Below are 12,313 nucleotides of genomic sequence, written 5' to 3'. Positions count from 1 at the left end.
GGGCGATGATCCCAGCTGATCTCACCGTTATCCTGCCAGAGATTGTTCTGGCGCTCAGCGCAATGGCGGCGCTCCTCGTGGGTGTCTACACGGGCAAGGACAAACTGGCCCCGGCTCTGATCTGGCTGATGGCCGGTCTGATGTCGGCGCTGGCGATCTGGATCGGGACAGGCGCGTCTGGTAGCCGCGAGGCGTTCAACGGCATGTTCGTCGATGACGGGTTCGCCCGCTTCGCCAAGGTCGCAATCCTGTTGTCAGCGTCTGCTGTGCTGGTCATGGGGCAGGATTACATGTCGCGCCGTGGTATGCTGCGGTTCGAATATCCCATCCTTGTCGCGCTCAGCGCGGTGGGCATGATGGTGATGGTCTCCGCCGGCAACCTGATGTCGCTTTACATGGGCCTCGAATTGCAGTCGCTGGCGCTTTATGTCGTGGCGTCCCTGCGTCGTGACAGCGTGAAATCGACCGAAGCCGGCCTGAAGTATTTCGTTCTTGGCGCGCTGTCCTCCGGTTTGCTCCTGTATGGCGCGTCGTTGGTCTATGGCTTTGCCGGTACGACAGATTTTGCCGGTATCTATGCCGTTGCTCAGCACGGTGAAGTGTCGGTCGGCCTGCTGTTTGGTCTCGTCTTCCTGATCTCCGGCATGGCGTTCAAGGTTTCGGCGGTTCCGTTCCACATGTGGACGCCTGACGTTTATGAGGGCGCACCGACCCCGGTCACAGCCTTCTTCGCCTCGGCGCCGAAGGTTGCGGCTATGGGCCTGTTCGCCCGCGTGCTGCATGACGCATTCGGCCATGCGGTGCAGGACTGGAGCCAGGTCATTGCGCTGCTGTCGCTGCTCTCCATGTTCGTCGGTGCTGTCGCTGCGATTGGTCAGCGCGATATCAAACGTCTGATGGCCTATTCCTCCATCGCCCACATGGGCTACGCGTTGATGGGTCTTGCAGCAGGTACGGCCTACGGTGTGCAGGCACTGCTGGTCTATATGGCGATCTACGTCTCGATGAACATCGGCACCTTTGCCTTCATCCTGATGATGGAGAAGGACGGCAAGCCAATCACCGATATCCGCGCGCTGAACCTCTATTCCCGTCGTGAGCCGGGCAAGGCGCTTGCGATGCTGATCCTGTTGTTCTCGCTGGCAGGCGTGCCGCCGATGCTGGGCTTCTTCGGCAAGCTATACGTGCTGAACGCGGCCTATCAAGCCGGTCTGGCATGGCTGGCGATTGCTGGCGTGATTGCCTCTGTTATCGGGGCTTTCTACTATCTGCGCATCGTCTACTACATGTATTTCGGCGAAGAAGGCGAGGAGCTGGAAACCAATCGCTCGCCAATCCTCTGGGGTTTCCTGATGGCATCAGCCGCGGTGATGCTTCTGGGAATTATCAACATGTTCGGCGTCGAAGGTGCAGCGGCATCAGCGGCTGCCACGCTGGTCAACTGACCGCTCTGACACAGAACACACGAAGGCCTGGTCTGCGGATCGGGCCTTTTTGCCTTGAAGGGACAGGATCATGAGTGATTGGCCAGTGGGATACGGACGCAGCCTACTTGAGGAAGTGGACAGCACCCTGGATGAAGCCGCGCGCCGCGCGCCGACGCTGACCGGCCCGGAATGGATCATGGCCAAGCGCCAGACCAAGGGTCGTGGCCGCAGAGGGCGTGCGTGGAAGGAACCAAAAGGCAATTTTGCAGCAACCCTGGTGATGCGGCCGGACGGCGCACCTGAGCAAGTGGCGCTGCGGAGCTTCGTTGCGGCCCTGGCCCTGCATGAGGCCTGCGTCGCACTCTGCGGGGAAACTGCGGGTCTGGCATTGAAATGGCCCAATGATGTGCTTTTGAATGGTGGTAAGCTGGCGGGCATTCTTCTGGAGAGCGCAGGGGCGGTCGGCGGCGTCACACATCTGTCTATTGGGATCGGGGTCAATCTGATCGAGACACCGATGCAGGAGTGGCTGGAGCCGGGTGCTGTCTGGCCTGTCTCACTACTATCGGAAACCGGGATCCACGTCACGCCGGAGGACTTCCTGACCGAGCTGGCTGCAGCCTATGATCGCTACGAAACGCAATTCGTCACTTATGGGTTTGAGCCGATCCGTACGGCCTGGCTGGCCCGCGCAGCCCGACTGGGCGAGGTGATCATCGCGCGAACTTCCAATTCCGAAACCGAGGGCACCTTTGAAACAGTGGACGCCAATGGCAACCTTGTCCTCAAGACCGCCAAAGGCCGCGTGAATATCCCGGCGGCGGACATCTTTTTCTAGGAATAGGAGAGGGGGCAGGTCATGCTTCTGGCAGTGGATTGCGGCAATACCAACACCGTCTTCTCAATCTGGGACGGGGAGAATTTCATCGGTACCTGGCGGACTGCCACCGATTGGCGGCGCACGGCAGATCAGTACTATGTCTGGCTCGATACCCTGATGCGGTTGCAGGGGATTGAGGCAGATATCACTGATATGATCATCTCGTCCACCGTGCCGCGTGTGGTCTTCAACCTGCGCGTTCTGGCGGATCGCTATTACAACACGCGCCCCCTTGTGGTGGGGAAGCCCGATTGCCTGCTGCCGGTTTCCGTGCGCGTGGATCAAGGAACCAATGTCGGTCCTGACCGTTTGGTCAATACAGTCTCTGGCTTTGACAAATATGGTGGCAATCTGATCGTGGTCGATTTTGGCACGGCAACAACCTTTGACGTGGTGGCCGAGGATGGCGCCTATATCGGTGGGGTGATCGCGCCGGGGGTGAACCTCAGTCTTGAAGCCCTGCATCAGGCCGCCGCCGCCTTGCCTCATGTGGATATCTCCAAACCCCAGTCTGTCATCGGCACCAATACGGTTGCATGTATGCAGTCAGGTGTGTTCTGGGGGTACGTAGGACTGGTGCGTGAAATCTGCGCCCGCATCAAGGCGGAGCGTGACGTGCCGATGAAAGTAATCTCGACAGGCGGGCTGGCGCCTTTGTTCCAGCAAACAGCGGATCTGTTTGACGCATTTGAGGATGATCTCACGATGCACGGGCTACAGATCATACACAAATATAATAAGGATAACGGTCTCGAGGATGAGCACTGAACGTTTAATCTACCTGCCCCTGGGTGGGGCGGGCGAAATTGGTATGAACGCCTATGTCTATGGCTACGGCAAGCCGGGTAAGGAACGCCTGATCCTGGTGGATCTGGGCGTCACATTCCCGGACATGGACAGCAGCCCCGGCGTGGATCTGATCATGCCGGATATCCGCTGGCTGAAAGCGCGCGCGGATCAGCTGGAGGGGGTGTTCATCACCCATGCCCATGAGGATCACATCGGCGCGGTCGCGCATCTTTACCGCGATTTGAACGTGCCGATCTACGCCCGTGCCTTCACCGCCAATCTGGCGCGCCGCAAGATGGATGAGGCTGGTCTCGACAGCGAAGAGGTGAAAACCGTTTCCGCTTGGCCTGAGGTGACAAAGCTTGGCCCCTTCACCATCGGTGTCGCCCCGATCTCGCATTCCATCCCGGAAAGTGGCGGTCTGGTGATCGACACGCCTGCGGGCCGTATCGTGCACACCGGTGATTTCAAAACCGATCCGACCCCCATTGTGGGCGAGGCGTTTGACCCGGAAATGTGGTCGGAGATCGCCAAGGATGGCGTTAAGGCGCTGGTTTGTGATTCCACCAACATCTTCTCCCTGCACCCCGGTCGCTCAGAGATCGACGTCGGCCCGGAGATCACCCGTCTGGTGGGCGAGGCGCAGGGCATGGTGGTTGCCACCACTTTTGCCTCCAACGTCGCACGGGTCAAAACACTGGCGGAGGCAGGTGAGCGCGCCGGGCGTTCGGTTGTCCTGCTGGGGCGTGCGATGCAGCGCATGGTGGAGGCTGCCACTGAAACCGGGGTCCTGAAGGACTTCCCCAAGGTGGTCAGCGTTGAGGCAGCTCAGGAGCTGCCGCGCGAAAACCTGATGTTGGTTGTGACCGGCAGCCAGGGGGAGCGCCGCGCGGCCTCTGCCCAATTGGCACGCGGCAAGTACCGCGGCATCGAGGTGAAGGATGGCGACCTGTTCCTGTTCTCCTCCAAGACGATCCCTGGCAATGAACGCGGCGTCATTCGCATCATCAACCAGTTCTCCGAAAAGGGCGTGGATGTGGTGGATGACAGCTCCGGTCTTTACCACGTGTCCGGCCATGCCAACCGCCCCGATCTTGAGCGGATGCACGATATTATCAAGCCGCAGATGCTGATTCCGATGCATGGCGAACACCGCCATCTGCGCCAGCACGCCCGTCTGGGCGAGGCGAAGGGCATCGCCAGTGCAGTGGCCGTGAACGGTATGATGATTGATCTGACAGGGGATGCGCCAAAGGTGGTGGACTACGTCGACACCGGGCGTACCTATCTGGATGGGTCGGTCAAATATGGCGCGCTGGATGGCGTTGTCCGTGATCGGATCCGCATGGCGCTCAACGGTCATGTGGTTGTCACCGTCATCTTGGATGAAGAAGACGAACCACTCGGCGAACCCTGGTGCGATATCAAAGGTTTGGCAGAAACCGGTCGCTCCAATGCCGCACTGGTTGAGGTGATGGAAGAGGATCTGAACCAGTTTATCATGCGGGCCGGTGCGAAGACCCTGCGCGACGATGACAAGCTGGAAGAAAACCTTCGCCGTGTCGCCCGCCAGACCGCGCAGAACGAGATCGGCAAGAAACCCGAGGTGACCGTGGTGGTCAGCCGGATGCGCTGAGCCAGGCCAGTTTGACCTGATTTAAGGGCCCGCTGCACCTGATGTGGCGGGCTTTTTTGATCCGTTGTTTCGGTCGTATCCCCACCTTCGACGGGTTGGAACGAAAAAAGCCCCAGCAGCGCGCCGGGGCTTTCATCTGTGGTAAGGGATTGACCTTACCGTCTGTTCTAAACTGCCCGCGCGCAGGCGCCGGATCAGGCGTGACGGGGGCGCGAGATCAGCGCGGCCAACTTGCCCGGCAGGCTGGCAATGCCCCGGCCGAGGCTGCGCAGGAAGGAGGCCATTGCCTCGGCACGCAGTTCATGCGCGCGGGCTTCGATGGCGCGGATTTCGTCGGCGGTCACGGTTGGAAACTCCAGATTGTTCATGGCAGGCCTCATGGATGTCTTATGTCTTGTTGACCCTCAGATAGGCTTTTCGGGATCGCGTTACATCCGCAAAAATCGGCAATCCCGCCATGCTGCAAGTGCAAAGCTCAGAGGTGGGGCGCCAACGGCTGGCGCATAGCTTCTGTTGAACTGCGGCACGGGGCAATAAAAAAGGGCTGCCCCAAGAGGCAGCCCTGATGTTCTCTAATTGGTCGCCGAGGATGTTACCCGGCGCGGCGCTCGGCAAAGCTGAGCGCGATAAAGCTGGGCATATGGTCGCCCATGCCAACCACGTTGCGATCATTGCCGCGGTCGTTGCCGCCACGGCCACGACCTGACTTCTGGTTGCCCTTCTGCCCGGATTTTTGTCCGGAGGGTTTGTTCTCGGCAGATTTGCCACGGCCAGACGCACGCTTTTCCTGCTCAGGGGCCTTCTGCTCCTGCGCAGTTGCATCGGCCTCAGCGGTCGCAGCATCGTTTGCCTGCTGGGCGTCTGCCGCCTCGTTCACACCCTTGGCAGTGGAGTTGCGGGAGGAGGAGCGGCGGCTGCGGGTCTTACGCTCAGGCGCCTCGCCGCTTGCATCGTCCTTGCTGTCTTTTGCCTTCGGCTCGGCCTTGGCTTTCTTCAGCGGGTTTTCGATGCGGGGGATCTCGTTCTGGACCAGACGTTCGATGTCTTCGAGGTTCTTCTCGTCCTTGGGGACGCAGATCATCATCGCGGTGCCGTCACGCCCCGCACGACCAGTCCGACCGATGCGGTGGACATAGTCCTCTGCGTGGCTGGGCACATCGAAGTTGAACACATGGCTGACGCTGGGCACATCAAGGCCGCGCGCTGCCACATCGGAAGCAACGAGGAACCGCAATGACCCTTCGCGGAAGCCCTCAAGCGTTTTGGTGCGCTGGCTCTGATCAAGGTCACCATGGATCGGAGCCGCATCATAGCCGTATTTCTTCAGCGATTTGGCGACGATATCCACATCCGTCTTACGATTGCAGAAGATGATCGCATTGGTGCATTTCTCACCTTCCTGATCAATCAGGTGGCGCAGCAACTTGCGTTTCTCGCTGCCCTCACGGTCCCGGCGGGAGGCTTTGAACAGCACCACGCCTTGGGTGATGTTCTCAGACGTCGTTGCCTGACGGGCCACTTCCACACGCTCGGGTGCGGAAAGGAAGGTATTGGTGATCCGCTCAATTTCCGGCGCCATAGTGGCGGAGAAAAACAGCGTCTGGCGGGTGAAGGGGGTAAGGCCAAAGATACGTTCGATATCGGGAATGAACCCCATGTCGAGCATCCGGTCGGCTTCGTCCACCACCATCACCTTGACGTCAGAGAGGATCAGCTTGCCACGCTCGAAATGGTCGAGCAGACGACCAGGCGTGGCGATCAGCACGTCCACACCTTTGTCGATCAGCGTGTCCTGTTCCTTGAACGAAACGCCACCAATCAGCAGCGCCTTAGTCAGTTTCAGGTGTTTGGTGTAGGTGTCGAAGTTCTCCGCCACCTGTGCCGCCAGCTCGCGCGTAGGGCAAAGTACCAAACTGCGCGGCATGCGGGCGCGGGCACGACCGCGCGCGAGCAGGGTGATCATCGGCAAGGTGAAAGAGGCGGTTTTGCCGGTGCCCGTCTGTGCGATCCCCAGCACATCGCGACCTTCCAGAGCAGGCGGAATTGCCCCTGCCTGAATGGGGGTAGGGGATTCGTAACCCGCTTCCTCAATCGCTTTGAGAACTTTGGGGTTCAGGTTCAGATCTGAAAATTTTGTCATATGCGTCCGTTTTTGCGGACACTGACCTGGCCCGCGCGTGTATGTCAGGGCCGATTCCGCATGGTCTTGCGTCCTGTCTTGGTCGGCTTGCGGCGGGAGATAGCAAAATCCGCTGCAATCGTCAAACAAAGCCGGGTTTTCGCGGGTTATTGCTCTAGGAGCGGGTAAACCCGAAACAGTTTAGTTAAATTGCGGGAAATGTTGACGCCGTTTGGCTGTTAAATCCAGTGGGCAATGATGGATCATACCCCGCAGGCGTAGCGCATCATAGACCTCAGGCAGCTCCGCATTGATTTCGCCAAAGAAGCGTCGCAGCCCATCTTTGCCATGCTCCTGTTCGATCATGGTCAGCAGCTTATGCTTATTTAACCCGCCCAGACTGGCGGTAAAGCCTGCACCCAGACCCGGCCGGTAGGAGCCACGCGTCAGTCGGAAGCGGTAGCTGCCTTGCCAGTCATCCCAGTTGGCGGCGTGGCGATGACAGATCTGCAATCCCTCCTGCTCCGTCTCGCGGGTGTTTTTCTCCCCATACTGGAACAGATTGTGGATTCGGTACTGAATATCGCGCAGCCCGGTGCGCGCAAACAGCTTACCCGCCGTATGGCTGAGAAAGCCGCCTTTGAGAAAAACACCAAACTCCGGATAGATTGCCCTGACCTCATGCTCACGCTCAGCACCAGAGGGGACCATTGCCTTGTAATGATCCGTATACCCGGCCAGCGCTTCCAGCGGGCGCATCCTCAGCACATCCGTCTCAGCCGGCAGGGCGGCGAGCGTTTCTGTGATTGCCCGGCTTTGATCATCGGCGGTACCATGAGGCCAGAGAAACTCATCCACATCGATATGGGCGATCCAGTCGGTCTGGATGCGCTCGTAGGCATGGGTCGCGTTCATCGTCTGGCGGGGCTGATGCATCTTCGGGCGCGACGCCTTGTGCTGCTTCCAGTAGCGATCGTCGCAGGTCGTCACCCGGATCTTCGGATGTGCCTTAAGATGCGGATAGGCCTCTGGATTTTTCTCATCAAGATAAAGATGCAAACGATGCGCGCCCAGATCCAGATGATAGGCGGCAAAGTTCAGGATAGATTTGGCGTCGGCCTTGATGGTGCTGACAATACCCCATTTAGGGTGACTCGGCGTGGTCATGACTTGTGATGCGCCTTGTATCGCTGAATGCGCCCGAAAATGCTGCGGGGATCTTCCATCACCATACGCAGCATTCTAACGGCGAGCGGCCGCAGTACCGGATCCTGTTCGCCATACCGCCACAACCGTGCCAGCATGTGCCTGTCCAGATCCCCGTAGGGTAGGTGGTATGGGGTCATGCCAAGGCCGATATCGTCGAGTTCCTTGCCCTTCACACGGGGCAGGCCACTGTCGGTCGGTCGCCCTGACAATCTGCGTTCACTGTCGTGCAGCTTGATCAGGTGGAACAGCATCTGTAGCCCTTGCCCGCCAAGCCGCTGGTCTATTGTTTCCCCATGATCCGCAAAGGTAAGCGCCGCTGAAATCAACCAGCGCGTCGGCAGACCTGCCGCCAGTGCGCCCCCATGCTCCGCCCAGATCCGCAGGAATAGCGCTCGCGCTTCCGGTGGCGCATCCCGGCGGCGCAAGATCGCAATACAGAGCGCATGGATCGCCCAGATTTCAGGATCGCCTGCAAACTCTTCCCGCAGGGACTGCCATTTATGCGCGATATGATGGATCGGCAGATCCTTCTGCGTCGCGGGCATAAGGCCGGGATCTGTCAGCGGACCAAAGAGACTGGCCAAATCGGCATCCGCTGCCGGCAAGGCCGACAGCGGCTCCGCAAACGGCACCTCTTTCTTTTCGAGCTGCCGCAGCAGTTTATAGAACCCGCCAGGATAGTTTTCGTTGTCGATATCCATGGCGGGTCTGGTGTCACCGGTGATCTGGGAAATGGGTCTTAGACCATCATCTCCTTGGTCGCGGTCAGTTTCAAGTCCGGATAGTCTCGCTCAACCCGGTCGATGTCCCACTGAAGGCGCGTCAGATAGACCACATCGCCATCATGATCATGGGCAATGTGCTGCTTGTTGGTGTTGATGAACTTGTCGAGCGCGGTTTTGTCGCCGCTGACCCAGCGGGCAGACGTGAATTGCGAGGCCTCAAACCGGACGGGCAGGCCGTATTCCATCTCGATACGGCTGGCAAGCACCTCGAATTGCAACTGCCCCACCACGCCAACAATGAAGCCGGAGCCGATGGAGGGTTTGAACACCTTGGCGGCACCTTCTTCGGCGAACTGCATCAAAGCCTTTTCCAGATGCTTGGCCTTCATCGGGTCGCCCGCGCGCACACCTTGCAAAAGTTCCGGTGCGAAGGACGGGATGCCGCTCACGCGGAGCGCTTCACCCTCGGTCAGCGTATCACCGATGCGCAGCTGGCCGTGGTTCGGAATGCCGATGATATCGCCAGCCCAGGCCTCCTCCGCCAATTCGCGGTCCGACGCCAGGAACAGCACCGGGTTGGAGATCGCCATCGGTTTCTTGGACCGCACATGGGTGAGCTTCATGCCGCGTTTGAAATGGCCCGAGGCCAGCCGGACAAAGGCCACGCGGTCGCGGTGCTTGGGATCCATATTGGCCTGCACCTTAAATACAAAACCGGCGACCTTCTTTTCGTCCGGCGCAATCTGGCGCGGTTGGGCGGTCTGCGGCTGGGGTTCGGGGCCATAGGTGCTGATGCCGTCCATCAACTCCTTCACCCCGAAGGAGTTGATCGCAGAGCCGAACCAGATCGGGGTCATATGCCCTTCCAGAACCGACTGCGGATCAAGTGTCGGCAGCAGCTCGCGCGCCATCTCGACTTCTTCCAGCAGCTTCTCCAGCAGATGTTCCGGGACGTGCTCCGCCAGTTTCGGGTCGTCCAGACCGTTGATTTCGATGCTCTCGGCGATCTTGTTGCGGTCAGCCCGGTCCATCAGTTCCAGACGGTCGCGCAGCATGTCGTAACAGCCAATAAAATCGCGACCGACGCCGATCGGCCAGCTGGCCGGTGTCACATCAATCGCAAGGTTCTGCTGGATCTCGTCAATAATTTCAAAGGTGTCGCGGCTTTCGCGGTCCATCTTGTTACAGAAGGTCAGGATCGGCAAATCCCGCAGACGACAGACCTCAAACAGTTTCTGGGTCTGGCTTTCCACACCCTTTGCGCCATCAATCACCATGACCGCCGCATCAACGGCGGTCAGCGTGCGATAGGTGTCTTCCGAAAAGTCGGAGTGACCGGGCGTATCCACCAGGTTGAAGCGGTAGCTGGCGTAGTCAAACGACATCGCGGAGGCCGAAACGGAAATGCCGCGATCCTTCTCCATCTGCATGAAGTCTGAGCGGGTCCGCCGGGCCTCACCCTTGGCGCGCACCTGACCGGCCATCTGGATCGCACCACCATAGAGCAGGAACTTCTCAGTCAGCGTGGTTTTGCCAGCATCCGGATGCGAGATGATCGCAAAGGTGCGGCGCCGGGCGATTTCTGCCGGCAGGTCGGGGCGGTTTGGGACGGTATCGAGCATGAGCGCGCGTATATCAGGATGGTGCGCCGAGGCAAGAAAAACAGGGGGCAGGCCCCCTACGCCTTACGGACAACCGGGGCCGACTTTTTAATCCCAGACCAGAGCCTGCCCGGCGAGACAGGCAGGCATTGCATCTGCGGGCAGCTGCCCCAGCTGTTCAAAGAAGGTAAAGGCGTCAAAGCGGGACGCCAGTTCCGCAATCTTGTCGCCTTCAAAACGAATCATCATGATCCCCTCAGCATGAACAGGTGTGACCCCGTCCGGGCCGTCCGCCGTCAGCAGGTAGCGCGTCGAGGTCCAATCGCCGTCTTCCATGTAGTGCAGCATCTGCACCCGCAACTCACCCGCCAGCTTGTGAACAACGTCAATCAGGACAGGATAATCCTTGCGGGGGTTGGTCAGCCCATCCAGCAGTTCGGTATTCTCCAGTGAGGGGGCAAGCATCTGGGCAAATATGGACATGTCGCGATTTTCCCAAACCTCGGAAAACCAGCGCTGCACAAGGTCTTGTTTCGTCATAGTCACGCAAAGTTCCATAAATTCCAAATCGGGGTCGTTCGGCCCATGTGTTGGAATTATCACAAGGATTTCCACCAGAAATCGTAAATTCTGACCCGTGGATGCTGAATTTTTCAGCATCTGTTGAGCCGATGCACATCTGTCGTTGTGTCGGTGGCCTTCTGCGAGTCGTGTAGATCAGACGTGCTCGGTCACATGACGCGGCGCTTCAACCCGGCCACGGCTTGACTGCGTTCCAGAAGTGCCGGTCGGATATCAAGGCCAGAGGCCACCCGCTGATGGCCCAGCAACAGGCCGGGCGTCCGGCTCAGGTTGTCCTGTGGCAGAGCAGCACGGGTTAGCGGGTTTAGCAGAAGGCTCTCTGCCGCAATTCCTTCGGCGAATATGATCTGATGGCGATCAAACAGCAGCTGGAAATAATCCACAAAGCCGCCACTTTGTTCAAAGATATCAATCCCGTTCACCAGCTCTCGCGCCCGAACCAGGTGATCAGGGCGACCCCTGCGGCGGATGTCGCGGCGGGGATGCACCAACAACCGGTGGTCCGGGCTGACCAGGAGATCATTTTCGTTATTGAGCGCACCGGCCCGGATCAGGATCGGAGCCATTTCACCAACCGCGCGGCTTGTGCATTGGCCAATCCAGCGTACCTCCTGGGCGCCGTCATCGCGCGTCAGAACCCGATCCCCGACCACAAGATCCTCAATCGGCCGCTGCGCGCCAGTGTCGAGGGTAATATGGGTGCCGCGCGTGAAGGAGACGCAGGCCAGCTGCGCAAGCCGCTGACGTGTGCCCTCGCGCGTTTTGCGCACCAGTGTATAGCCGGTCTGCGGGCGCAGTGGCGCAAGCGGAAGCAAATAGATCGCTGCAATCAACCCGTCGTCGTCCACCTCGACCAAAACCAGAGCCTCAACATTGGCCCCGAGATCGGGCATCAGTGTCAGCAGGCAATCCAGATGCAGGCGCGCACCCGGGGTGCCGGTCGCGGTTCCTTCATCCAGCGTAAGGCGCCCGTTCGGACGCGCTGTCAGGCCGATCTGGAGGAGCGGGGTATTGCGGGTCAGTTGATAGACATCGTCCAGTTGCAGATCATCATAGACGCCAAGGCTGTCCCCCATGTTCGCTCCCATTTCGACGCAGAAATCAGCCGCCGCGAACACCGGGAGCGTTTGGGCAGCAACGGGGATCTGATGCAGCTGTGTCAACATGGGTAACCTAACCAATAGCGGCGCGCGTCCTGCGCGTGTGATCTCCCATTTTGGCGGGAAATGTGGCGACATGCGGACCAGACGGGGGTCGTTTTGCGAAGCCAGTAGAGCCGGAAGGCGACGAGGTGCAGCGGGCTGGCTGTCTTGCGTTAGCATCGGGACCTGCGGGCAGTGTTTGG

The 12,313-nt window shown here is 59.3% G+C and carries 11 protein-coding genes; 4 read left to right on the top strand and 7 right to left on the bottom strand.

What is annotated here, in order from left to right; all coding sequences use genetic code 11:
* The first annotated feature begins 5 nt into the window (after window positions 1-5).
* The 4 genes from nuoN to GAL_RS11890 all read left to right on the top strand — a co-directional run bounded on the left by nuoN (window position 6) and on the right by GAL_RS11890 (window position 4,732).
* Window positions 6-1,445, top strand: coding sequence for an NADH-quinone oxidoreductase subunit NuoN (nuoN, locus tag GAL_RS11905; RefSeq protein WP_024097829.1), 1,440 nt, complete (start codon window positions 6-8; stop codon window positions 1,443-1,445).
* A gap of 70 nt (window positions 1,446-1,515) precedes the next feature.
* On the top strand, window positions 1,516-2,265 hold the full coding sequence (locus GAL_RS11900; RefSeq protein ID WP_024097828.1) for a biotin--[acetyl-CoA-carboxylase] ligase: 750 nt from the start codon (window positions 1,516-1,518) through the stop codon (window positions 2,263-2,265).
* A gap of 21 nt (window positions 2,266-2,286) precedes the next feature.
* Entirely contained in the window at window positions 2,287-3,075 is a 789-nt protein-coding gene (locus GAL_RS11895; protein ID WP_024097827.1) for a type III pantothenate kinase, read from the top strand.
* Window positions 3,065-4,732, top strand: a complete 1,668-nt coding sequence (locus GAL_RS11890; protein WP_024097826.1) for a ribonuclease J — start codon at window positions 3,065-3,067, stop codon at window positions 4,730-4,732. Before GAL_RS11895 ends, GAL_RS11890 begins: the two co-directional genes overlap by 11 nt.
* 194 nt (window positions 4,733-4,926) lie before the next feature.
* Here GAL_RS11890 and GAL_RS22675 read toward each other — a convergent pair whose 3' ends face one another.
* The 7 genes from GAL_RS22675 to GAL_RS11860 form a co-directional block, all read right to left on the bottom strand.
* Entirely contained in the window at window positions 4,927-5,100 is a 174-nt protein-coding gene (locus GAL_RS22675) for an RSP_7527 family protein (protein ID WP_024097825.1), read from the bottom strand.
* Window positions 5,101-5,324: 224 nt separating this feature from the next.
* Window positions 5,325-6,872 (bottom strand): DEAD/DEAH box helicase, encoded by a 1,548-nt coding sequence (locus tag GAL_RS11885; protein ID WP_024097824.1) that lies wholly within the window; start codon window positions 6,870-6,872, stop codon window positions 5,325-5,327.
* Between the two features lie 180 nt (window positions 6,873-7,052).
* Window positions 7,053-8,018, bottom strand: coding sequence for a glycosyltransferase family 2 protein (locus GAL_RS11880; RefSeq protein WP_024097823.1), 966 nt, complete (start codon window positions 8,016-8,018; stop codon window positions 7,053-7,055).
* Complete coding sequence (locus GAL_RS11875; RefSeq protein WP_024097822.1) at window positions 8,015-8,761, bottom strand: hypothetical protein; 747 nt, start codon at window positions 8,759-8,761, stop codon at window positions 8,015-8,017. The genes GAL_RS11880 and GAL_RS11875 overlap by 4 nt, the downstream gene beginning before the upstream one ends.
* 38 nt (window positions 8,762-8,799) lie before the next feature.
* Window positions 8,800-10,407 (bottom strand): peptide chain release factor 3, encoded by a 1,608-nt coding sequence (locus tag GAL_RS11870; RefSeq protein WP_024097821.1) that lies wholly within the window; start codon window positions 10,405-10,407, stop codon window positions 8,800-8,802.
* 87 nt (window positions 10,408-10,494) lie between these two features.
* A complete protein-coding gene (locus tag GAL_RS11865; RefSeq protein WP_145957944.1) occupies window positions 10,495-10,926 on the bottom strand; it encodes a nuclear transport factor 2 family protein in 432 nt (143 codons plus the stop codon).
* A gap of 191 nt (window positions 10,927-11,117) precedes the next feature.
* Window positions 11,118-12,134, bottom strand: a complete 1,017-nt coding sequence (locus GAL_RS11860; RefSeq protein WP_024097819.1) for a Hint domain-containing protein — start codon at window positions 12,132-12,134, stop codon at window positions 11,118-11,120.
* Window positions 12,135-12,313: the final 179 nt, after the last annotated feature.

This window comes from Phaeobacter gallaeciensis DSM 26640, assembly GCF_000511385.1.
In the GTDB taxonomy this organism is placed as follows: Bacteria; Pseudomonadota; Alphaproteobacteria; order Rhodobacterales; family Rhodobacteraceae; genus Phaeobacter; species Phaeobacter gallaeciensis.
This window is presented reverse-complemented; position numbering and strand designations above follow the sequence as displayed.